The organism is Bacillus sp. JH7, assembly GCF_001563515.1.
Taxonomy (GTDB): domain Bacteria; phylum Bacillota; class Bacilli; order Bacillales; family Bacillaceae_G; genus Bacillus_A; species Bacillus_A cereus.
Genome location: NZ_LPUS01000011.1, coordinates 529,113 through 551,798, shown reverse-complemented (window position 1 = coordinate 551,798; position 22,686 = coordinate 529,113). Strand labels below are relative to the sequence as shown.

Genomic DNA, 22,686 nt, shown 5'->3' with positions numbered 1-22,686 from the left:
TGATAATAAAATGTTTCACATGAAACTATCTATATTTTGTATTATCTTTCCTCTACACAATACTTGTAAATACTTTTCTATCTACTACAAAATAAAAAAGACGCCTTTTTAAAAGGCGTCTTTTTATAGTTGAAAATTTATTAATAAATAAAACGAATTATTTAATAAATGAATCCCAATTGGAACGAGTAAATTCTTCGTTTTCTTATATGTGTATGCCAAACATATGCCCATACCAAAAATATATAAAATACTCCCTACTGTAAGGGGGTGCCCTAAAGTAAATATGAAAGCACTTATAGCAGCACTACTAAGTGTAGAGAAGCGCTGAGATAATTTCATAAAAAACATACCTCGAAATACAATTTCCTCCCAAATAGGCGCAAAAGTTGTGAGCACAACTACGTATAGAATGATTTCACTTGTAGTAGGTTCTATTACTATATTAGATTCATCCACACCAAGCCCATGTGGTAAAACTACATTTAATACCGCAAGATACATAAGCATTACAATCGTTGTTATTACTATCGTTACATAATGTTTAAGATTATTGAATTGTAATGATTTTATTAAATGTAAGCAGCAATTTCTTGCCGGTGCATACATTACGATAATCATACAAAACGTGAAAGGTGGAATAAGATGATCTACATACCATGGGTATAAGGAAGAATCATATAAAAGGTTCAAAAAACCAATTCCATGCATGACCCCAAAAATAATTAATAGAATGCTAATTACTTGGCGCATACTCATTTGTTCATTCTTTTCTTCATATGTAGCTAATTCCGTTTCCATTATATCCCCTCCAGTATAATTAAACCTTTTTAACCATTATATACCAAATAAAACGTAAAAAAAGACAATACCTCAACTGTATTGTCCATTTTCTTCCCTACCATTTCTCTCTACACATCTCAATTAAATGCAGTAAGTACCTCTTCGTCATATCTGCCCTTCTCCACCTTGAGAGCATTCGCTTTTCTTTTGGGTTCTGCCGTATTCTCGCTACTTCTTTTAATAAAAGCTCCCATTCTTCCGCTGAACGTTCTGACAAGTATTGCAAGCCTCTATCTTTTGAAACGATTGTTTTATGATCTAGTGTATATAAAATACGTCCCATCGTAACGACAGCTGATTCTACCCACTCTTCTATAAAAAATAAATATGGCTTCTTCGCCTTTTCACTCCAGTACTGTTCTACGTTGTATTTCATCGTATTTACTACATCATTCCATTGTATTTGCAGCGGAAGATCTTCTGCTTCTTTTCCTGTAACTGTAATGCCTTGATTTTTCAACGTCCACCATGTGACCGCATTAATGTCCCAATGACCAACATTAGCTTTACCATCTGCACAATACACGTACTCGTTCATTTCATCATTGTATTTCCCTAAGTCAGCAAGCGGAATATACATACCGTCCATTCTTTTACCTAGCATATTATCACTAAGTTTCTTATGTAGTTCCACAAGCTGCTGTTTTTCAGCTTCATTCACGGAATCATTTATCACTGTAACAAAATCAACATCGCTCGTTTCCTTATGAAATGCACCTAGTGCGATGGATCCGTAAATATATACCCCGACTATTTTTTCATCCAAAAAAATTTCTTTTAATTCTACTGTGTACCGCTCCATTAACTGCTCTACTTCCGTTGGTAACGCATGCTTCACTCCATTTTTCATATCTATCCCTCCAATAAAAAAAGCCTTTGCAAATTCGCAAAGACTTCTTGTTTTATAAATATTTCTCGATTTCTTCGTAAACATCCTTCAAACGAGGATTTCCTTCTCCAACAATTTCTCCATTTACAAGAACGACCGGATAAAATAAATCTTCTTCCACTACGCGCTCTGCGAATGCTTTTTTATCCGCATCTTCTTGTTCTTCTTGGAAATCAATATACTCGAAATTAAATTTATTTTCTTGTCCTTCATATTTACGACCAATTGCCGCTTGTAACCATTCAAACGTTTCTGTTGAAGATGGCATTCCAACGCAGCTCGCACAAATTACTTTCGTCCCATACACTTGAACATTAACCATTTCTTCTCCCCCACTTCTTGTCCCAACAGTATATTCAGATGTCTTATTACATAAGCACATCATTTTACAAACTTATTCCATACCCCTATACTGAAAAAACACGATACAAAATTTCGACAATAAAACAAGAAGAGAAAAAATAGATTTTCCCCTCTATCTTGATTATAATAAAACTGATGAAAGGAGTCGATAAAAATGGAAAACCCACATATGCAAGAACAAGTATTAGAAGTATTAGATAAATTACGTCCATTCTTACTTCGCGATGGCGGAGACGTTGAATTAGTAGACATTGAAGAAGGTATCGTAAAACTACGCCTTATGGGTGCATGCGGAAGCTGCCCAAGTTCTACAATCACACTAAAAGCTGGTATCGAGCGCGCGTTACTTGAAGAAGTACCAGGCGTTATCGAAGTAGAACAAGTATTTTAATTAAAAGCTGAAGCGGCTCTTTCAGAACAGGAGGTCATTGGAGCTCCTGACGAAGAGGCGCTTTTTGCCTCACAGGAAGAAGCGAAGCCACCGAACATTTTAGCCGCTGGAGCTGGATATTATCTAGCGGCTCGTTCAAAGTCACTTGCTAAAAGGAGACCAAATTTGGTCTCCTTTTTTATTCAAATCACATTTATCCGTTAACATCATAAAACAAAATTGGAAATCCCTCTCAAAAAATGCGATAATTAATACTATATAGTGAATCGTTCACACATATAAAGTAAAAAACATAGGGGGACGACAGATGCCAAAAATGGGGAACACTTTTTTAACAATTCAAGAACTAGAAAAGAAAAAAGAATATTTATTAGGCCTTTCATCCGTTATACCAACATGGAATACAAGCTATCAATTTTTATTTAAAGAAATTCAGCAAGAATTATTGGGTAAAGTAAATGAAAAACTCGAAGGGCATCAATTCGTTTTAAATATATGTGCAGATCAACAGGTAGGGGCATAATGTATTACATAAAATTGTGGTATATAAAAAAGAGACCTTACTCGGTCTCTTTTTTATATTTTTAAGATAACCAATCTAATTTTCTAATCCCGAGCTTATCTACTGGTAAACGAAGTGAACCATAAAAATGCTTCATAAATTGCTCTGAGCGGTTCACATCGTGTAAAATGGCTTCTAAGCGATCTCTATATATGCTTTTTTGTTCTTCGTTTCCAGTTTGGTAATATCGTTCGACCGTTTCAAAATAGTGCAGCGGGAACAGGAGCCTTGCAAATAATAAGCGCCAGCCAAATGAGGATAGCGAATAATTCCGTTCATAATCCGTAACAAATTGAACGATTGTTTGCTCCCAGTCTTTCTTTTTTTCTATCGTCATATGGCGGATCCATTCTGCAATATCTCGACTCGGGTGATCATACACCCAATCAAAAGGAAGTTTGAGACGCTTCGTTTGATGCCATAATAAAGGTGTGAATCGTTCTTGGCAAATTGTTGCTGCATCCGTTAGTTGCGGCGTATCATCCATTTCTGTATCGACAACATATTGAATGGCATTTTCTGCAACTCCTAAGTAATACGGGAAGGATTCAATAAACAATTGATCGAATACATCTGAAGGGTGGTTCATCACTTGTGATTGCCAAAACTTTTCTAATTGATCGAGCCTTTTTTCCCATAACGCTTTCCATTCACCAATTCGGCTTAATTGCTCAATTTCTTCTGGAAAGAATGCACCTCGTTTATGGAATATAGAAAGCTCACTTCCTAATGACATAGCATGTCGTTCTAACGTGCGCATACCTTTTAATAAGCAGTAATTTTGTTCTTCTATCTCACTTACATAGTAGCCGTGTATAGTCGGAACGAAAGTCGCTACAGTTATATCCCCTTGCTGGTTCATATAATCACTGAGCTTTTTCATCTCTACAAGTACTTCTTCCTCCATTTCTCCAATTGGAACAAGTACATAAATTTTGTTGCGAATCCAAAAGCTTTTATAGGGGCCAAGGGGGATTAATTCTTTAACATGCATGTGATAATGCTCATAAATATGCTGAATCATCGCAGTCGCCACCTATGGTTTTTCTTTATATATATGAGCTTGTGCTCGCCTTTCATTCCTATGCACATGATAAAGCAACGAAACGTATACAAATACTAAAAAGAAAAAAAGGTGATAAACATGAAAGAATCAAATCAACTACAAGAAAGAGCATTAAAACTATTACAAGAACGCGGTGTAACAATTGACGATATTGCTGAACTTGTTCATTTTCTTCAAAAAAAATATCATCCAAATTTAGAGATGTCAGAATGCCGTTACAATGTAGAACGTGTACTATCAAAACGTGAAGTACAAAACGCACTGATTACTGGTATCGAGCTTGATGTCCTTGCTGAAAAGGGAATGCTAAGTGAACCGTTACAAGATATTGTAAAACGTGATGAAGGCTTATACGGAATTGATGAAGTTATCGCACTTTCTATCGTGAATGTGTACGGCTCTATCGGTTTCACGAACTTTGGATATATTGATAAATTAAAACCTGGTATTTTAGAATACTTAAATGATAAATCAACTGGAAAGGTGCATACGTTCCTTGATGATATCGTTGGCGGAATCGCTGCCGCTGCTTCAAGCCGTTTAGCGCACCGAGCTGAGCACTCAGAATAATAGTGTTTTCTAGGCCGTCAGGTTCATGCTGACGGTCTTTCATATTCCATCAGCATAAATTCTCTTCCGCGACTCAAAAAAATAGGCCCTTGCTTAAATCCGATATTTTTATATAACGTAATCGCTCTTGTATTAAATGTCGCTACGCTTAATCGAAACATTTTTGCATTAAACTCTTTCGTGGCAAACGCTATTCCAGCTTGGAAGAATTCTTTCCCCATTCCTTTCCCGGTTAACGCCGGCTTCATGCCAAGTCCGATATCAATCACATCTTCTCCACCATATAAATGAGCATCTCTTCCACCTGGTACTTGTGCATTTGCTCCAAAACAAAAATAACCGATGAAGTCTCCTTGATCATCACAACAGCCATAATACGTTCCATCTAATAGCTCTTCCATTACTTCTTTCTCGCCTGAAAAACTATATAAATTATATGGTTCCTCGTACGTCCAAGTATTTATCTCATTTGCTTCTTCCTCTGTTAATTTATGTATATCCACTTTCTCTTTCCCCCTATTATATTTCTATTAACAATATTCGATATTCATCTTATAATTCATCTTTCTCAATATATTTTTTTAATTTCTTGCTTCATTTTTATGGAAGATTTTTCTTATTATGTTACGATTAAACAGAATCATTATAAATAAGGTGGTGACAATTTGAATTACTTTTCTTATCTCTCCTCAGAAGAACGGCAAAATTTTTTCTATAAAGAACCTCTTAATTTTTCAAAAAATATAGGGAAAGAACAACTAGCTTACGCACTAGGTGCCACACTATATACTCCTGGCACGAAAGAAACGATTGCGGAAGATATAATTATAAGGAAACATGTGGATGCTATCTCAATTATTCTTTGTCTAGAGGACGCTATCAGCGATGAGGAAGTAAAACTTGCAGAGCAAAACATCGTCGTTCAAATACAGCAAATCGCTAACTTAGTCAGTGCCAACATACTAAATCAAGCAGACATCCCACTTCTTTTTATTAGAGTTCGACAGCCAAGTCAAATGAAGAAAATTGTTACTGAATTAGGTAGTGCTGTTCATTGTTTATGTGGTTTTGTCTTTCCAAAATTCACACCAATTAACGGAAAGACTTATATCGATCAGCTTGCATATATAAACGAGTTATACTCATTATCGCTATATGGCATGCCGATTTTAGAATCACCCGAAATTATGTATAAGGAAACACGGGCAGAATCATTATTACAAATAAAGGATTTACTAGATTCTTATCACGATTACATCTTAAATGTACGTATTGGTGCTACTGATTTTTCAAGTATATTTAGTATTCGGCGCAATAAATACACACCTATCTATCATATTACTGTTGTCCGTGATTGTATTTCAGACATTATTAACGTTTTCTCAAGGGCAACAAATGAATATATTATTTCAGGATGTGTATGGGAATATTTTTCTAATGATCATGAAGAAGGGCTTATTCAAGAGGTATCACTTGACCATGCAAATGGCTTAATCGGAAAGACAGTTATTCATCCATCTCATATTAAAGTTGTACAGGCAATGCACATTGTCACAATGGAAGATTATTTAGATGCGAGATTAATTTTACAAAATGCAGATACGTATAATGGAGTGCTAAAAAGCAGTTTTTCTAACAAGATGAATGAAGTAAAACCTCATTATGGCTGGGCTCGCAAAACCATTTTAAAATCTAATATTTACGGGGTGCTACATGAAAACAAACAATTCACCGATCTCCTTATTACAAACGCAAAGCAACACGTATAACGTTTTAAATAATATACAAGTTCATGTAGAAGTACGTGATAATCCATATAATTTAGCTCTAGACAATCTTTTTCAAATGGCTGCGAGAATAAATAAGAAACGTAGTTTTTTATTTGTGAGTACAATCCTTGGAAAGCATCTTCCTATTAAACCTGCAGTCTCTCTATCAAGTGGAGTTGCTCTCGCTGCAAGATATATGGAAATACTACATAATATTTCTCATCCATTTCAAAAAGAAATTTTAAATCTCATTTCATTAGAAATTGATGAAATCCCAGAGGAAGTATTTCGTTATCAATATCCTCTGCAAGAAGAAGTTTTGTTCATCGGATTTGCTGAAACAGCGACATCACTTGGTCATTCTATGTTTCAATGCTTTCAAAATGCAAAGTATGTACATACAACTAGGGAATCGATACCCCACCTAGAATCTGTCATTACATTTGAGGAAGAACATTCTCATGCAACATCACACCGTTGTTATGTAGATGAAAGCTTTTTTCAAAACAACAATCCAATTGTTCTCGTAGATGATGAGATGACAACAGGAAAAACAGCATTAAATATTATTAGATCTATTCAAAATAAATTCCCACGAGAAGAATATATAATTGCTTCTTTGTTAGACTGGCGTTCTCATACTAATAGAAAACAATTTAAACAATTAGAAGAAGAACTTCAAATTAAGGTTCATGTTATTTCTTTATTAGAAGGCAGTATTCATACAACTGGCCAACCATTAAATATTACAAAAACAGAGATTCAAATTGAAGAAACAAAACCTGATTTCAAAAAACATACCCTTACCTGCCCAAAATCACCCTATACATCAAATTATATAAAATATACTGGGCGATTTGGCATTTCAGCATATGAACAAAAGCACATTCATTCTTTCGCCCAAGAAGCAGGAAAAACTTTAAAAAGAGAAAGAATGGGAAAACGAACACTCTGTCTCGGAACGGGTGAATTTATGTATATCCCAATGAAAATTGCTGCTGAAATGGGTGAAAATATTTTATATCAATCTACAACGAGAAGCCCTATCCATCCTGTTTCAAATGATGTGAACTATGCCATTCATAATCATTTCTCATATCCAAGTCCTGAAGATTCTACTATTACAAATTACTTTTATAATATTTCACCTCATGATTACGATGAAGTATTTGTTTTTATTGAGCGTGATTTAGGAGAAGAAGCCCTGTTTCCTCTTCTACAGCAGTTACAAACAGTTATTCCTTTTATTCATATCGTCTCATTTTCAAATAGCATAGAAAAGGAAGGTTGATAATTATGGTAAAAGTAAATTCTCATATTAGTAGTTACAATCCAAATGATGCTATTTTTCTATTAAAAGATATTAGTGATTTAATGAAAGAAAGTTCCACGGAAACTAGAGAACAAGCAATTCAAGCTGGCACACATTATTCCGAAATGTTACCAATGGAATATAAACCCTCTAAAGCGTATATGGATTTATTCTTTTCTTCCCTGCAACAATACAAACACAAACTAGCCATCGCTGTTGGAGTTGTCGCCGAACAGATTATACAAACTAAAGGAACTAACCTTGTCCTCGTTTCATTAGCTCGTGCTGGTACACCTATTGGCATTCTTATCAAACGCTACATACGCTATCAATACAACCTTGATGTACCTCACTATTGTATTTCTATTGTTCGCGGACGCGGTATTGATGAAAATGCACTCCATTATATTTTGGAACATCACCCTAAAGAAACAATTCAATTCATTGATGGGTGGACTGGAAAAGGTGCAATAAAAAAAGAATTAGAATATGCAGTACACACATTTAACGAACGAAATAATACACACATTTCTCATTGTATGGCTGTACTTGCTGATCCCGGTTACTGTACTTCAATTTACGGTACACGTGAAGATTTTCTTATTCCTAGCGCTTGCTTAAATGCAACAGTCTCTGGACTAATTAGCCGCACTATACTAAATGACACCTATATCGGTCCAAATGATTTTCATGGTGTTAAATATTATAAAGAGCTAGAGCAAGAAGACTTATCAAATTTCTTCGTTGATGAGGTAACAGATTTATTCCCTTCTGTTCATTCTCATATAGATAATCAATTACGTTATATTACTTCAACTTACACTGATCCCTCTTGGCAAGGATTAAAAGATATACAGTCTATCCAAAATCACTTTGAAATTGACGATATTAACTTAATTAAACCAGGAATCGGTGAAACAACTCGCGTATTACTCCGGAGAATACCGTGGAAAATTTTAATACGTAAGCAAAACAATCCCGATTTAAAGCATATTTTACTTCTTGCTAAAGAAAAGAATGTCCCTATTGAAATCTATGAGAATATGGCTTATTCATGTTGCGGGCTCATTAAGCCTCTTAAGAGGGAAACGATATGATTTTCGCCAGTGATCTTGATCAGACGCTTATTTATTCCCGGAAATCGTTTCGTGCCCCTATAGAAGATGAATCAATTCAACTCATTGAAACTTTAGATGGGAAAGAAATTTCTTTCATATCACATAAAACCATTTCACTACTAAAAAAATTGCAACTGCACTCACATTTCATCCCAGTTACAACAAGAACTATTGAGCAGTTTCAGCGTATTTCTTTATTCCAAGACGAAATCATTCCCGAATACGCCATTACAAGTAACGGCGGTAATATTCTTCATAACGGTAAACAAGATGGTACTTGGAACAGGATAGTAAAAGAAAGACTATCGTTTGAATGTATAGAGGGAAACGACATACTAAAGGAATTTGGACAAATAGCTCATAAAGATTGGGTTATATCACAAAAAACAGCTGATGATCTATTCCATTATTGCATTATTAAACGGGAGAACATTCCTTATGATGAATTATCATCTTTCACTTCCTGGTTAGACAAACAAGGCTGGAATCATTCACTTCAAGGTAGAAAGCTATACTTTGTACCAAAACCAATTAACAAATGGGACGCCGTGCAATATATAAAAGAAATTTTGCAAATAGATACGATTATTACAGCTGGGGATTCTTTACTTGATTTATGCATGCTTGAAAAGGCGAACCATGCCTTCGCACCACTTCATGGTGAGTTAGGGGCAATGCATGATAACTTACAACCTCATATTTTAAAAACAGACGCAATCGGCATATATGCCGCAGAAGAAATCGTAAATAAATCACTTCAAATTATTCACAGTTCATTACCTACCCCATGATCATAATATGCACAATTGCATACGCACCGCGATTAAACAAGTGGTACAATTTATTTGAATCGCTGTTGCTACACTTCTTGATTAGAGAAAAGGCGTTAACACGGAAATTAGCGTCTTATCAACCTCAAGCAATTGGCACATTTTGTCATCTTAAAAGACACTCCAACGAGTGTCTTTTTTTCTATATTCAACAAGGACTTACTCATTTCAAAGTATAAATACATAAAATAATGTAAATCATTACACGCATGAATCTACTTTCTAAAAGTTATAAAGTAGATTCAAAATAAAAAAGCACTCTTAACTAGAGTGCTTTTTACTTTCAAACAAGGAGGCTACATATATGGATAGCACTCTCGTATTTAATTTCGGCATCGGGCTTGTCATTATTTTATTTGTCTTCTTTGTACTTTGTATGAGCGGGGTATAAAAAGGCGATTTTCGGGCGTCTTTTTATACATACATATGTATTACTTGACTTCTATAAAGGTAGTAACCATAATAGTTACATATATACAAATAACCATTCACATATCCACAAATAGGAGGAAGAAAAATGAAACATGTAATCGTTTATGCACACCCAAATACAGAAAGCTTCAACCATGCGATTTTAGAAACAGTAAAAAGTGAATTAGAAGGAAAAGGTCACGAAGTTCGCGTTCGCGATCTATACGAATTAAACTTTAATCCAGTATTAGGCGCTTCCGATTTCATCTCATTTTCTCAAGGAAACACACCAGAAGATATTAAAGAAGAACAAGAGCATATCTCTTGGGCTGACAGCATTACATTTATTTATCCAGTTTGGTGGGCGGGACTTCCTGCTATTTTAAAAGGATACGTTGACCGTGTGTTTAGCCATGGATTTGCTTATGCTTACGGTGAAAACGGCATTGAAAAGTTATTAAGCGGTAAAAAAGGATTGTTATTATCTACAATGGGTAATACGAAAGAGGCATACACAGCAGGCGGCATGTTTGATGCAATGAAGAAAACAGCGGATGTTGGTATTTTTGAATTTACAGGCATTGAAACAATTGAGCATACATTCTATACAAGTGTTCCTTCTGTGGATAACAGTGTGCGTAAGCAATATCTTGAAGAGGTTAAAGACGTTGTGAATCGTGCGTTCTAATAAAATTATATCAGTGATTTTCTAAATATATCAGCGCAACTCAGATTATATCAGCGATTTTCTAAATATATCGGCGCAACTCAGATTATATCGGCGATTTTTCAAATATATCAACTTACCGACAAAAATCGACACTAGTCACAACCGAATGTTAGCCCACACCAATCGGGCTGCCCACAAATATTAGAAAAAAAGCTGTTCCAAAGTTTGGAACAGCTTTCTTCATTACATCTTCTCAATCCACTCCGTCAAGTTATGCACAACTTGCGTTGGTTGTACTTCGTATTCTGTTAACTTCTCCACAGTTGTGACTCCAGTGTGGACAAGAAGGGTATGCATGCCAGCATTTATTCCTGCTAAAATGTCTGTATCGTAGTTATCCCCAACCATTAATGCTTCATTTTTTTCTATGCCAAGTACTTTTAAAGCTTGTTCCATAATAATTGATTCTGGTTTTCCGATAAAGATTGGATCCACACCTGTTGATACTGCTACAACTGATGTTAATGAGCCGTTACCTGGTAATAATCCGCGCTCAGTCGGAATGGCAATGTCTCCATTTGTGGAAATAAACGTTGCCCCGTTACGCACAGCAAGACACGCTTTTGCTAACTTTTCATATGTGATGTCACGATCTAAACCAACAACAACGAAATCAGGATTTTCATCCACAAGTTCAAATCCTTTTTCCACAAGTGCATCGTGTAAACCTTCTTCACCAATCATATATACAGTTGCGTCTTGTTTACGTTCATAAATGAAGTTCGCAGTCGCCATACTCGTTGTGAATACTTGCTCTGCTTTCGCTGGAATATCGAAACGAACAAGTTTTTCTGCCACTTGTTCTGGTTTACGCGTTGAGTTATTCGTAACGAATAAATAAGGAATGCCGCGCTCTCCTAATGCTTTTACGAAGTCGCTTGCCTCTTCAATTTGTTCTTCTCCGCGATACATCGTACCGTCTAAGTCAATTAAGTAACCTTTATACATCGATTATGTCTCTCCTTCTATGCTAACGTTCTCACCTTATCATACCACTCTTATATTACCCGCTTTTTCCAAAGAAAAAAACGCTTTACCTAAAAGCGCCCCATAACGTTCATTTTTTCTCTTTTACTTGGTAAGAACAACTACAATCGCCCTCACACATATTTGCTAACGTCTTTACATCTGCTCCTGCAAATAAACGCTTATACATCTCTTTTTCATCTTTACATACTTGCGGGAATCTCTCTGCAATTTCCTTTAACGGACAGTTTTGTTTTTCAATTACGAAAGAATTCTCTCCATCTCTCTTTATTTGAACCATATAACCGTTTTTCTCTTGCATAGCTGCTATCTCTTGCACTTTATATGCTAAATTCTTTTGATTACTCACTCTCTTTTGTAACTGTTCTTCCATTCGCTTCGTTCTCTCTTTTAAAACGTAACGAAGTATTTTTTCATCACCCATTCGAGCTAAATCTTCTAGCATATCAATCGCAAATTGCTTATACTCTTTCGGGAATGTATCTTCTCCCTTTTCACTTAATCCATACAAATAAGTTGGTCTTCCGACATGTTGCCTTACCATCTTAGAATAAATAAGTCCGTCTTTCTCAAGATTACTTAAATGTCTTCGGATCGCCATTTCTGTAATCTCTAAAACGTCAGCTAGTTCCGCTACCGTGTGCTCTCCCTTTACTTTCAACAATTGTACAATTTCGTCTTTCGTAGTACGTGCTTCCCCCATACTTCACCCTTCTCCCTTTTCTTTCTCACATACAATATAAGATCCCCAAAAGGCATTCTCTGGGGATCTTATAAGCATAATTATTCTGGTACAAATGCAGATACAGGTCCTAATTCCTTTTCTAAATAACTGCGAACATTTGCTGGGTATTTCTCTACCACTGCAATATGTTTTTGAATCGTCTTATATAATTCATCATGATTCATTTGAATATAGTCTTGTGTAAGCATTTTTCGAAGAAGGATAATTTCTTTCATCCCTTGTCCATCTTCTTCACTTATCACTCGCTCGTCCATTAAAATATCAATAATATCTTCATAGCTTCCTGGATCGCGCATAATAAATCCATCAATCATCGCATTCCCGGCATCTAATACACAATCAATAATAAGATGGGCTATGCGCTCTAATGCGTAAAATTCAAACTCGGTTTCATATATCTTTTTCTCTTGAAATGTACTTGTTGCTCGTTCTAAACATACTAGCATTTGTTCTATTTTCTTTCTGTCTACAAAATACATGAATGTCACCTACCTGGAAATTAAAGCATTTACATTTTAATTGTAACGCTTTCTTCTGAAAAAATCGACAATTTTTCGAATTCACCTTTTCTCCGTTATTTGTTATAGTTATATTTGTATGATTTTTGAAATTGGAGGAATGAAATCTTGGAACGTGAACTCGCACTAGAAATTGTCCGTGTAACAGAAGCAGCAGCATTAGCATCCGCACAGTGGATGGGCCGCGGAAAGAAAAATGAAGCAGATGATGCAGCAACTACAGCAATGCGTGATATGTTCGATTCAGTAAACATGGCAGGTACAGTTGTAATTGGTGAAGGAGAACTTGATGAAGCACCGATGCTGTATATTGGTGAAGAACTAGGAACAGGTAACGGTCCAGAAGTAGACATCGCCGTTGACCCATTAGAAGGTACAAACATCGTTGCAAAAGGTCTTGCAAATGCAATGGCAGTTATTGCAATCGCAGACAAAGGGAACCTTCTTCATGCTCCTGATATGTACATGGAAAAAATCGCGGTTGGTCCAAAAGCAGCTGGTAAAATTAGCTTAGATGATCCAATTGAAAAAACAATTGAAATTGTAGCAGAAGCTAACAATAAAAAGATTCGCGATCTAACAGTTATCGTTCAAGAACGTGAACGTCATCAAGATATTATTGACCGTGTTCGTGCAAAAGGTGCACGCGTAAAATTATTTGGTGACGGTGATGTTGGTGCGTCAATCGCAACAGCACTACCTGGAACGGGTATCGACTTATTCGTAGGTATTGGCGGAGCTCCAGAAGGTGTTATTTCTGCAGCAGCATTAAAATGCCTTGAAGGTGAAATGCAAGCTCGTTTAGTTCCAATGAACGAAGAAGAAGAAGCTCGTTGTCGTGAAATGGGATTAGAAGATCCTCGTCAACTTCTTATGTTAGATGACTTAGTATCTGGGGATGATGCAATCTTCTCAGCAACTGGTGTATCTGCTGGTGAGTTATTAGACGGTGTTAAATTCCTTGGTGGAGATTTAGCTGAAACATATTCTATCGTAATGCGTTACAAAACAAGAACAGTACGATTCATTAAAACGCATCACCATTTAGATCATAAGCCACACTTAAACTTAGATATTTAATAAAGGAGCCATGTGTATGGAAGAACGTTTCTTTCTGTACGACGATACTGTCGCTACAAAAACGCGTTTCGTTAGCTTTATGGGAGAAAATGAGCGTCACGATTTAGCGCTTTTATACTCTGATCGTCATTACGGTAAAACAATTGTCCTTGATATGCAGCGCAATAAATTTGCAATCATCGGCGCTGACGATTTAAACGAACCAGGCTACTTAGAGCACGCATTTTCTATGACTGAAGAAATTGCAGAAGAACTACGCTCATTTTTATTTGAACTTATATAATTTATCTTAGGCACCAGCTGTTTTAGCTGGTGTTTTTTCATTGTAAGTATTTTTAATTTTCAAACTAATATGTTATAATTAAGAATAAATCTATTTGGATAGAAAGGACGTTATCTACGTATGCCAACATTTACTTTGTAATGGACCAGCAATTGGATAGCATTACTCTCAAAAAAGCACCACGCTTTTTCAAGGGAGTAGTCTGCCCATTCCCATTACAAAGGAACGTAACGCATCTGTAGTATGATGTTTACGGAGGTTCCTAAGGGAACCTCCTTTTATTTTTGTCTTTTTCTCATGTCTTCATACTACAAGACATCCAAATAGCTGTATTACGTTCCTTTGCCACTACTATAAGAGGTGAAGGAAAATGCAGAAAGTACAACTTTCTTGGAGTTTATATGAAAATGAACAAAACACAATCGAAAAGTATTGTAAAAATTGCAGACGCACTACCCTATTTACCGACACAAATATTCGTAGGCATAACGCCAACGGAAAAAACATATATCGCTTTGCCATTTATAAATGTCCGAAAGATCATACGTGGAATCAAAAACTTCGTATTTATAAATCATTTACTGATCATGTGGAAACAGTCGATATGCCTCAGCAAGATCAAACGGAAACAACTACTACCATTTCCATTACACAGCATAAAGAAAGTGGCGTAGCTGAAATTACAATTGTATTAGATATCGTTTTCGGTTCCCACCGAATGGATAAAGCCTTATCCACATATATTTCCGACTGGAGCCGTACACGCATTGTGGATAAAATTAAAAACGGAGATATTCAATTGAACGGACAACAAATGAAACCAAATACAATACTATCTGAAGGAGATTATATCTCGATTTGTTTATAATGCAAAAAATCCTCTTACAATCGTAAGAGGATTTTTTTATTTCTTCATTTTTCGTAATACGAAGTGTGCGCAACCGAAGTTACAGTACTCGTATAAATACTCCGTTAACGTACTAATTTTCGTATCATATGTCGCACGCTGGTTACTATCATCAAAGAATCCGCGCAGTCTAAGTTGCTCATATCCCCAGTCTCCAACGATATAATCATATTTATTTAAAATTTCTGCATAGCGCTCTTTAAATGCTTCTTCACTAAAACCGTCACGAAAGTTTTTAATTACTTCGTACTGCACATTATTAATGCTCACCGTAGCATGAATCTCTTGCTTTTGCTCCATCATTAACTTCCTCTCTAAGCATTCTTCTTTTTATCGTATCACAAAGCATAACAACCAACAATTTCAAATACAAAAAATTGCAAATTAGTACATGCTATGGAGAAGGAGGTGATACATCGTGAAAAAACAAATTTTACTTTCCCTTCTCACTATTTCCTTATTTGCAGGCTGCCAATCAGCGAACAAAGCTGAAATGGAACGTGAAGAAGGAAGCCGTGTTCTTGTTTCCAATAAAAACGACATGTATCATACGGAAAATACAAATACACGGCTCACAAGGGTCGGCTATTCATCTAAACAAAAGCATGAAGTATCTAACAAACAAGTAGGAGCCATTAACCGTGAGAAAGTTGCTGAAATGATTACAAGTATGACAGTCAAACTTCCTGACGTTACAAACGCCGCTACGCTCGTTACCGATGATGAAGTATTTGTTGTATACCGTGCAAACACAACGGATCCAAAACTCGTAGCAGATCAAGTATATAGAGCTGCTTTGTCCATCGTCCCTCGCTATTATAAAGGATATGTATCAACAGACCAAAAGTTGATTTCCCAAATTCAAGGTCTTCAATCTGGCGCATTAAATGATACAGAATATACGCAAAGCCTCGATATGCTAAAACGTGAAATGAGTAAAAATCCTCATTTGAACAATACGGGAGATCAGACTTTGAATGATATGATTAAAAAGTAAAACAGGTGGAGAAAATCTCCACCTGTTTTACTTTTTATTTTTTATTTTTTATTACGATTCGCATAAACCTCCATCGCATCACACATAAATTGCGCTAACCCCTCACCAAACTTATCGATATTTTTCGTGAAGCGCTCATCAGCGACGTACATTTGACCGAGTCCTTTAAAAGCATCTAATGAATATGCACCGAAGTTTTGCAAGTAATCGTACCACACTCCAATTGCTTCTTGCGCCTCTTTAGAATCTGGTGCTCCGTGTCTAAGCGCTGCTAAATTTCTATAAATAGCATTAAACTCCTCTTGGTTCTCTTTTGACATACCTTTTGCATATTCGTTCGCTTTATCTACAGCTGCGTCTCCCCATTTTTCACGTGCTTCTTCTTCATATGGGTTATGGCTGAAATCGAATCCTTCAAATTTCTCTTTGTTCGTCATTTCAATCTCTCCTTTTGTATGCTGAATTGTTTTATCAATCGTCGCAATCACTTTATCTAATCTAGCACGCTTTTCAAGAAGCATTTTCTTATGAAGCTCTAGTGCCTCTTCGCGATCAAATGATGGACTCATGATAATCTCTTTAATTTTTTTCAAAGGGAAGCCAAGCTCTTTAAAAAACAAAATTTGCTGCAATGTCTCTAAATTTTCATTGGAATACAGACGATATCCAGACTCTGTCGTCTCGTCTGGGGTTAACAACCCAATTTCATCGTAATGATGCAGTGTGCGCACACTAATTCCAACTAAATCAGCTACTTCTTTTACTCTCATTGTCATTTGTATCTCCCCCTTAGTACATACGATAAAGTATGACGCAACGTTAGAGTCAATAAGTAAATTCATTTTATCTTAAAAAGTTTCATCTCTCCTATATTTGATGCATAATAGTTATGTACATATATTAGAAAGCGGTGAAAGTATGGTTTCAAATACTGTAATTGCCAGCATCATCTTTCAACTCATTGTCTCGATTCTGGTCCCAATTATTGTACTCGTTTATTTCCGTAAAAAATATAATATGAATTGGAAAGTGGTCGGCATTGGTGTTCTTATCTTTATCGGATTTACCCAAATTCTTGAAACACCATTCCACCTATTTATGCGCGGTAATCCAACAATCGCTCCATTTTTAGAAAATCCGTTTGTCTTCGCAATTTATGGCGGATTGACTGCTGGTATTTTTGAAGAATTAGGACGCTTCGTTGCCTTCTTCTTCTTACTAAAAAAATATCTAGAATATAAAGATGGCTTCGCTTATGGAATTGGTCACGGCGGAATTGAATCTATTTTAATTGGCGGTTTTTCTGCATTACAAGCATTAATCTTTGCTAATTCTATTAACGATGGTAGCTTCGCTCGACTGATTGAACAAAAACCCGAGCTGAGCATTTTACAGGACATGTTAATTCAGCAACCTGCCTACTTATACTTCCTTGGTAGCTTAGAAAGAATTATGGCACTCGTGCTTCAAATTGCCTTTACAATGCTTGTTTTATACGCAGTAAAACAGAAGAAATATATCTTCCTAGTATACGCTATACTATTCCACGCATTTGTAGACTTTTTCGCGGCACTTTACCAAACAAAAACAATCAATATCTTCGTTGCAGAAGGAATTACACTTCTTTGTACAATTGGCGCTGTCGTTCTTATTCGCAAAATGAAAGCGAAATTAATGAGTGTACCGGAGTAAAAAATAAACCACCGATTGGTGGTTTATTTTTTATGGATTGTCGCAATGATGATAGCTTTTTCCTTCTTGCAGCTCCCTCTTTGTTTCTGCATCTATAACGATATATTTATGAAACTCTTCTACTTCATTTTGAGAAAAGGAAGCAAAAAAATAAACTTGGCGATCAGGATGAACAAAAAAATCTTGAAGCATCACACTACTCCGACAACCCACGGCTGTTTTCTGTAGGAAATAAAATTCTTCATCGGGCACTTCTTTAAATAAGATTTTTTTTCGAACACTATATGCTGCATTATTGTATTCTTTATAGATTTTCTTATCTAACTGTTTATAAAAAATATCCTCACTCACAAATGACTTATTTCGATTGCTTGGATAATTTACTTTTTGATTCGACTCTGCATAAGTTGTGGACAAGTGTATAAAAAAACAAAGACTAACTACAATACATATCATTTTATTCATGATTGCACCTCAAATGTTCATTATCCACATTACTTTTCCACATATTTAAATCCATATGCCGTTTTACAAGAAAAAGGAATTATTTCCACATTTGTCGAAGTATATAGCGTCAACTTGAAAGATGGGGATGAATTATGAAGAAAATTATTGTAATACGACATTGTTCAGCAACTGGGCAAAAACGTGATGCTGAATTAACGACCGATGGAAAAGACCAAGCAAATACCCTTGCTACATTCCTCTTAGAAAATCATCTACAAATCGATCATATTATTTCAAGCCCGTTTGTCCGAGCTATCGATTCCATTCGGCCCTATGCGCTCCAAGCTAACTTATCTATCCAAGAAGATGAACGATTAACTGAACGCATATTGAGCAACGTTCCAATGGATGATTGGATGCAAAAACTAGAATCTACTTTTACAAATATAGATATTGCCTTTTCAGGCGGAGAGTCAACAAAACAAGCAACAGACCGTGCCATATCGCTTATTCAAGACGTTTTACAATTAAACCATACAACAACACTACTTGTTACACATGGCAATTTACTTACGCTCATTTTAAAGCATTTTGATCATACGATTGGCTTTAATGAATGGAGAACTTTAACGAATCCTGATATTTACGAAATTACAATCGACGAACAATGTATCATAAAACGCTTATGGGAAGCATCATCTAAGTAATATCCCTTTCCAAAACATTCAGTTGACGCCACGAGAAGAAACTGTACTAATAATAGAAAGGGGTATCACTCCATATGTACGAAGATGTACTTGCTCTACTACATAAAACAAATGTTTCTTATGAAAAATTTGAACACGAACCAGTACTCGATTATGAGACAGATAGGATTGTACGTGAGAGACTCGGCTTACAAGGCACTCCAAGTAAAAGCTTATTTTTAAAATCAAAGTCTGGAGATTATTACGTATTTTTTACGTTAGAGGGCACAAGACTCAACCGGGGAGAAATGAAAGAACTAACAGGAGAACGGTTATCTCTCTGTTCTCCTGATGAACTGCGAGACAAAACTGGTTGTACGCCGGGATGTGTGGCTCCTTTCGGATATTCACACGATGTAACAATTATTGTGGATAACGCTATTTATACGTACGATAAAATTTTAATTACACCTGGTGTACCTGAATTTACAATTGAATTATCCACAGAAGAATTAAAAAAGATTTTATTAACATGTCCAAATACCGTTTTAGAGTATAAACAAAAAGAGAGCTAATCGTTAGCTCTCTTTTTTCATTATTTAGCTTCTGCTGTTTTTTCTTTTGCAGAACGTACTTGCTCGTCCGCATGGTAAGAAGAACGCACAAGTGGGCCAGCTTCACAGTGGCTAAATCCTTTGCTAAGTGCAATTTCTTTAAGCTCTGCAAATTCTGCTGGTGGGTAATATTTAAGAACTGGTAAATGCTTCTTAGATGGTTGTAGGTATTGCCCAAGAGTTAAAATATCCACATTGTTTGCACGTAAGTCATCCATTGCTTCAATTAAATCTTCTCTCGTTTCACCTAAGCCCACCATAATGCTCGATTTAGTTGGAATATCAGGCTGCATTTCTTTCGCTCGACGTAAAAACTCTAATGAACGTTCATATTTTGCTCTAGCGCGAACTCGGTCAGATAATCGACGTACTGTTTCAATGTTATGGTTTAAAATATCTGGTTTTGCATCCATTAACATTTTTAAGTTTTCTTCTACTCCACCCATATCAGATGGTAATACTTCGATAGACGTGAATGGGTTTTTACGACGTACTGCTCGTACTGTTTCAGCAAAAACAGCTGCTCCCCCGTCCTTTAAATCATCACGTGCAACCGCTGTTATAACAACGTGCTTTAAGCCCATTTGTACTACTGAATCTGCCACGCGTTCTGGTTCTTGTAAATCAAGCTCAGTTGGTAAGCCTGTTTTAACCGCACAAAAACGACAAGCACGTGTACAAACCGCACCTAAAATCATAAATGTTGCTGTTTTTCTTACAGCCCAGCATTCATGAATATTCGGACATTTTGCTTCCTCACAAACGGTATGAAGATTTTTAGAACGCATCATTTTCTTTAAGCCTGTATAGTTTTCATTCGTGTTTAACTTAATTTTCAACCATTCGGGCTTGCGCTTATATTCTGTTTGTTTTGTCATGGTTATCAACTCCGCACAATATGAAATAGTTTACCGTGTTCGCTTCTTTCAATGTAACATATCTATTCTAACGTATGAAAGCGATTTGCTCAAATGAAGATTCTAAGATTTTTTCCAATCGTTCCCTATAATGAAATACTCCGTATATCCCACACTAAAAAGAGTGATGTTGTGAAAGGAGTCTATTTCATGCTTCGAAAAATTTCTCTTTTGCTTTCTATTTGTTTTCTTCTCCACCAAAACATCGCTTACGGTGAAGATAATCAGCAAAGCATATACGAAAAGCGCATGGCACTATATAAAGAAACCGAGCAGTCTTCAGGCATTCCATGGTATTACTTAGCTGCAATGGATCAATATGAAAGAAATATACGGAGCGTAAGAAAAGATATTCCGAAAAAACCAGATGCCATCATTTCCCTTTATTTCAAACCAGAAATATGGGCTGGACCTATTAATAGTAACGATACTCTTCCCCATACAATTTCTCTATTTGGCGGAATAGGTTTAGATGGTGACAAAGATGGATTTGCAAATGCAAATAGCGACCGTGATCTTCTGCATACCGCAGCGACTATTTTAAGGAAACAAGGAACATCAGAAGACCGTATTAAAATTATGCTCTGGGAATATTATAGACGTGCCAAAACAGTTGATTTAATTAGCGAATACGCCCAAATTTATAAACATTATGGACGTATTAATTTAGAAGGAAATGCTTTTCCTCTTCCGATCCGTAGTGACCATAGCTACCGTAGTACTTTCGGTGCTGGAAGAAGTTTTGGCGGCAGAAGGATTCATGAAGGAACCGATATTTTTGCCGGATATGGCGTGCCAGTAAGATCGACTTGCTATGGCATTATTGAAACGAAAGGTTGGAACCGCCTTGGTGGATGGCGCATTGGTATTCGCGACCTTCATAACAATTACCATTATTACGCTCATTTAGGCGGGTTTTCAAAAGAAATACAGCTTGGACAAATTGTTGAGCCAGGGAAAGTAATCGGATTTGTTGGTAGCACTGGTTATGGACCTCCTGGTACAGCCGGAAAATTTCCGCCCCACTTACATTTTGGCATGTATAAAGACAATGGCTATACAGAATGGGCCTTCGATCCATACATGCATTTAAGCCTTTGGGAGCGCAAAGAACGAGCAAATACAAAACGATAACCGTAGCTGCATTGCTACGGTTATTTTTTATCCAGTAAAAGTCTGACTGAGCCGGGTTTCACTTTATTTACAACTAACTATCTGTTTTCTTTTTATCAGGTACAGCAACACTTCCGCTTCCATAATACGTAGGCACTTCCCCTTGAACGATACGCGTCGCAATCGGAACATTTTGTTTCACCTTTATCTCTTTCGTATGAAATGGAATAATCACTTGCAATGTTACTTCCATTTCCATAACAATTTGAATCGCTGTAGTATTAATCCCATGCGGCTCAATTTTTTGTTTAATATCTGTATTCACATGTCCAACTGGCGTGAAATGAATCGGAATATCTGGTCCTATATTACCAAGAAGTGCATTATCAGTTACACGCCCAAAAGGAACTGCCATAGTCGCGCCGTTTTTTTCAGCAATACCTAGCTCCTTCAACTTCCCTTGTTCTACTTGCTGCAAATATTTTTCTATGTATGTGGTCGTTGATGTTACAATTTCATTTACTTGCTTTGTATTTAAATTAATTGTGGATACTTTTCCGTTTTTATCATTCTGTACTTTCATTAATGAATCTACATCGAATCCTTCATTAATTCGATCCTTTACTGCCTTCGTTATAATTGCCGTCGCCATTTTATGTGTCTCTACTTCCCCATATTTAATTAAGGTCGGCTGAATATTATTATTCACAATCCACAACCCTTGCGTAAGTAATATAACAAAAAGAATAAACGACATAAGCAGTATATACCGAAAGGCAATAGGTCCCCTTCGAAACCGCGAGTTTTTCGAGCGAAATATACTCATAAAAAAACCTCCTTCTTATA

The 22,686-nt window shown here is 36.2% G+C and carries 29 protein-coding genes; 16 read left to right on the top strand and 13 right to left on the bottom strand.

What is annotated here, in order from left to right:
* Positions 1 to 123 precede the first annotated feature (123 nt).
* From AU379_RS20120 to AU379_RS20110, 3 genes are all read right to left on the bottom strand, one after another.
* Positions 124 to 801: a type II CAAX endopeptidase family protein gene (locus AU379_RS20120; protein ID WP_061139661.1), complete on the bottom strand. Its 678-nt coding sequence runs from the start codon at positions 799 to 801 to the stop codon at positions 124 to 126.
* A 97-nt stretch (positions 802 to 898) separates the two neighbouring features.
* The gene (locus AU379_RS20115; RefSeq protein WP_001986998.1) at positions 899 to 1,693 is read right to left on the bottom strand and encodes a nucleotidyltransferase domain-containing protein; all 795 of its coding nucleotides are present in this window, start codon (positions 1,691 to 1,693) and stop codon (positions 899 to 901) included.
* 52 nt (positions 1,694 to 1,745) lie between these two features.
* Positions 1,746 to 2,054, bottom strand: a complete 309-nt coding sequence (locus AU379_RS20110; RefSeq protein WP_000248588.1) for a YuzD family protein — start codon at positions 2,052 to 2,054, stop codon at positions 1,746 to 1,748.
* Positions 2,055 to 2,249: 195 nt separating this feature from the next.
* On the opposite strand from AU379_RS20110, the gene AU379_RS20105 reads away from it, so the two are divergent.
* Both AU379_RS20105 and AU379_RS20100 read left to right on the top strand, forming a co-directional pair.
* Positions 2,250 to 2,486 carry a NifU family protein gene (locus tag AU379_RS20105; RefSeq protein ID WP_000431159.1) on the top strand — a complete coding sequence of 79 codons (237 nt, stop codon included), beginning with the start codon at positions 2,250 to 2,252 and terminating at the stop codon, positions 2,484 to 2,486.
* A gap of 307 nt (positions 2,487 to 2,793) precedes the next feature.
* On the top strand, positions 2,794 to 3,009 hold the full coding sequence (locus AU379_RS20100) for a hypothetical protein (RefSeq protein WP_016118827.1): 216 nt from the start codon (positions 2,794 to 2,796) through the stop codon (positions 3,007 to 3,009).
* A gap of 61 nt (positions 3,010 to 3,070) precedes the next feature.
* Here AU379_RS20100 and yutH read toward each other — a convergent pair whose 3' ends face one another.
* Positions 3,071 to 4,072, bottom strand: a complete 1,002-nt coding sequence (gene yutH / locus AU379_RS20095; RefSeq protein WP_000614218.1) for a spore coat putative kinase YutH — start codon at positions 4,070 to 4,072, stop codon at positions 3,071 to 3,073.
* Between the two features lie 120 nt (positions 4,073 to 4,192).
* On the opposite strand from yutH, the gene AU379_RS20090 reads away from it, so the two are divergent.
* On the top strand, positions 4,193 to 4,684 hold the full coding sequence (locus tag AU379_RS20090; RefSeq protein ID WP_000665094.1) for a phosphatidylglycerophosphatase A: 492 nt from the start codon (positions 4,193 to 4,195) through the stop codon (positions 4,682 to 4,684).
* Positions 4,685 to 4,707: 23 nt separating this feature from the next.
* Here AU379_RS20090 and AU379_RS20085 read toward each other — a convergent pair whose 3' ends face one another.
* Entirely contained in the window at positions 4,708 to 5,187 is a 480-nt protein-coding gene (locus AU379_RS20085) for a GNAT family protein (RefSeq protein ID WP_000351145.1), read from the bottom strand.
* A 162-nt stretch (positions 5,188 to 5,349) separates the two neighbouring features.
* On the opposite strand from AU379_RS20085, the gene AU379_RS20080 reads away from it, so the two are divergent.
* The 5 genes from AU379_RS20080 to AU379_RS20060 all read left to right on the top strand — a co-directional run bounded on the left by AU379_RS20080 (position 5,350) and on the right by AU379_RS20060 (position 10,812).
* The gene (locus tag AU379_RS20080; RefSeq protein WP_001106077.1) at positions 5,350 to 6,453 is read left to right on the top strand and encodes an HpcH/HpaI aldolase/citrate lyase family protein; all 1,104 of its coding nucleotides are present in this window, start codon (positions 5,350 to 5,352) and stop codon (positions 6,451 to 6,453) included.
* Positions 6,398 to 7,744, top strand: a complete 1,347-nt coding sequence (locus tag AU379_RS20075; RefSeq protein ID WP_000856304.1) for a phosphoribosyltransferase family protein — start codon at positions 6,398 to 6,400, stop codon at positions 7,742 to 7,744. Before AU379_RS20080 ends, AU379_RS20075 begins: the two co-directional genes overlap by 56 nt.
* A gap of 5 nt (positions 7,745 to 7,749) precedes the next feature.
* Positions 7,750 to 8,862, top strand: coding sequence for a cysteine protease StiP family protein (locus tag AU379_RS20070; RefSeq protein WP_003314597.1), 1,113 nt, complete (start codon positions 7,750 to 7,752; stop codon positions 8,860 to 8,862).
* Positions 8,859 to 9,674 carry an HAD hydrolase family protein gene (locus tag AU379_RS20065; RefSeq protein WP_000575382.1) on the top strand — a complete coding sequence of 272 codons (816 nt, stop codon included), beginning with the start codon at positions 8,859 to 8,861 and terminating at the stop codon, positions 9,672 to 9,674. The genes AU379_RS20070 and AU379_RS20065 overlap by 4 nt, the downstream gene beginning before the upstream one ends.
* Positions 9,675 to 10,230: 556 nt before the next feature.
* Positions 10,231 to 10,812: an NAD(P)H-dependent oxidoreductase gene (locus AU379_RS20060; protein WP_000683441.1), complete on the top strand. Its 582-nt coding sequence runs from the start codon at positions 10,231 to 10,233 to the stop codon at positions 10,810 to 10,812.
* A 225-nt stretch (positions 10,813 to 11,037) separates the two neighbouring features.
* Here AU379_RS20060 and AU379_RS20055 read toward each other — a convergent pair whose 3' ends face one another.
* The 3 genes from AU379_RS20055 to AU379_RS20045 form a co-directional block, all read right to left on the bottom strand.
* Positions 11,038 to 11,802 carry a TIGR01457 family HAD-type hydrolase gene (locus AU379_RS20055; protein ID WP_000276467.1) on the bottom strand — a complete coding sequence of 255 codons (765 nt, stop codon included), beginning with the start codon at positions 11,800 to 11,802 and terminating at the stop codon, positions 11,038 to 11,040.
* Between the two features lie 109 nt (positions 11,803 to 11,911).
* Positions 11,912 to 12,544, bottom strand: coding sequence for a metalloregulator ArsR/SmtB family transcription factor (locus AU379_RS20050; protein ID WP_000503350.1), 633 nt, complete (start codon positions 12,542 to 12,544; stop codon positions 11,912 to 11,914).
* A gap of 80 nt (positions 12,545 to 12,624) precedes the next feature.
* Positions 12,625 to 13,065: a DUF86 domain-containing protein gene (locus AU379_RS20045; RefSeq protein ID WP_000274000.1), complete on the bottom strand. Its 441-nt coding sequence runs from the start codon at positions 13,063 to 13,065 to the stop codon at positions 12,625 to 12,627.
* Between the two features lie 147 nt (positions 13,066 to 13,212).
* On the opposite strand from AU379_RS20045, the gene glpX reads away from it, so the two are divergent.
* From glpX to AU379_RS20030, 3 genes are all read left to right on the top strand, one after another.
* Entirely contained in the window at positions 13,213 to 14,184 is a 972-nt protein-coding gene (gene glpX / locus AU379_RS20040; protein ID WP_000439090.1) for a class II fructose-bisphosphatase, read from the top strand.
* 16 nt (positions 14,185 to 14,200) lie between these two features.
* Entirely contained in the window at positions 14,201 to 14,467 is a 267-nt protein-coding gene (locus tag AU379_RS20035) for a DUF3055 domain-containing protein (RefSeq protein ID WP_000392606.1), read from the top strand.
* Between the two features lie 370 nt (positions 14,468 to 14,837).
* Positions 14,838 to 15,335 (top strand): hypothetical protein, encoded by a 498-nt coding sequence (locus tag AU379_RS20030; RefSeq protein ID WP_001174572.1) that lies wholly within the window; start codon positions 14,838 to 14,840, stop codon positions 15,333 to 15,335.
* A 36-nt stretch (positions 15,336 to 15,371) separates the two neighbouring features.
* On the opposite strand, the gene AU379_RS20025 is transcribed toward AU379_RS20030, so the two are convergent.
* Positions 15,372 to 15,674 carry a YutD family protein gene (locus tag AU379_RS20025; RefSeq protein WP_000435942.1) on the bottom strand — a complete coding sequence of 101 codons (303 nt, stop codon included), beginning with the start codon at positions 15,672 to 15,674 and terminating at the stop codon, positions 15,372 to 15,374.
* A 118-nt stretch (positions 15,675 to 15,792) separates the two neighbouring features.
* On the opposite strand from AU379_RS20025, the gene AU379_RS20020 reads away from it, so the two are divergent.
* Positions 15,793 to 16,371, top strand: a complete 579-nt coding sequence (locus tag AU379_RS20020) for a YhcN/YlaJ family sporulation lipoprotein (RefSeq protein ID WP_000744129.1) — start codon at positions 15,793 to 15,795, stop codon at positions 16,369 to 16,371.
* A gap of 41 nt (positions 16,372 to 16,412) precedes the next feature.
* Here AU379_RS20020 and AU379_RS20015 read toward each other — a convergent pair whose 3' ends face one another.
* The gene (locus AU379_RS20015; protein ID WP_000178768.1) at positions 16,413 to 17,147 is read right to left on the bottom strand and encodes a MerR family transcriptional regulator; all 735 of its coding nucleotides are present in this window, start codon (positions 17,145 to 17,147) and stop codon (positions 16,413 to 16,415) included.
* Positions 17,148 to 17,247: 100 nt separating this feature from the next.
* Here AU379_RS20015 and AU379_RS20010 point away from each other — a divergent pair, with 100 nt between their 5' ends.
* A complete protein-coding gene (locus AU379_RS20010; RefSeq protein WP_002101508.1) occupies positions 17,248 to 18,063 on the top strand; it encodes a YhfC family intramembrane metalloprotease in 816 nt (271 codons plus the stop codon).
* A gap of 30 nt (positions 18,064 to 18,093) precedes the next feature.
* Here the strand turns inward: AU379_RS20010 and AU379_RS20005 are convergent, their stop codons facing one another.
* Positions 18,094 to 18,528 carry a hypothetical protein gene (locus tag AU379_RS20005; protein ID WP_061139660.1) on the bottom strand — a complete coding sequence of 145 codons (435 nt, stop codon included), beginning with the start codon at positions 18,526 to 18,528 and terminating at the stop codon, positions 18,094 to 18,096.
* Between the two features lie 134 nt (positions 18,529 to 18,662).
* Between AU379_RS20005 and AU379_RS20000 the strand changes: the two genes are divergently transcribed.
* Entirely contained in the window at positions 18,663 to 19,217 is a 555-nt protein-coding gene (locus tag AU379_RS20000; protein ID WP_000721049.1) for a histidine phosphatase family protein, read from the top strand.
* Between the two features lie 74 nt (positions 19,218 to 19,291).
* On the top strand, positions 19,292 to 19,771 hold the full coding sequence (locus AU379_RS19995) for a YbaK/EbsC family protein (protein WP_000272747.1): 480 nt from the start codon (positions 19,292 to 19,294) through the stop codon (positions 19,769 to 19,771).
* Between the two features lie 20 nt (positions 19,772 to 19,791).
* Here the strand turns inward: AU379_RS19995 and lipA are convergent, their stop codons facing one another.
* Positions 19,792 to 20,688, bottom strand: coding sequence for a lipoyl synthase (gene lipA / locus AU379_RS19990; protein ID WP_000166372.1), 897 nt, complete (start codon positions 20,686 to 20,688; stop codon positions 19,792 to 19,794).
* A gap of 189 nt (positions 20,689 to 20,877) precedes the next feature.
* Here lipA and AU379_RS19985 point away from each other — a divergent pair, with 189 nt between their 5' ends.
* Positions 20,878 to 21,861, top strand: a complete 984-nt coding sequence (locus tag AU379_RS19985; protein WP_000944665.1) for a M23 family metallopeptidase — start codon at positions 20,878 to 20,880, stop codon at positions 21,859 to 21,861.
* A gap of 73 nt (positions 21,862 to 21,934) precedes the next feature.
* Here the strand turns inward: AU379_RS19985 and yunB are convergent, their stop codons facing one another.
* Complete coding sequence (gene yunB, locus AU379_RS19980; RefSeq protein ID WP_061139659.1) at positions 21,935 to 22,666, bottom strand: sporulation protein YunB; 732 nt, start codon at positions 22,664 to 22,666, stop codon at positions 21,935 to 21,937.
* Positions 22,667 to 22,686: the final 20 nt, after the last annotated feature.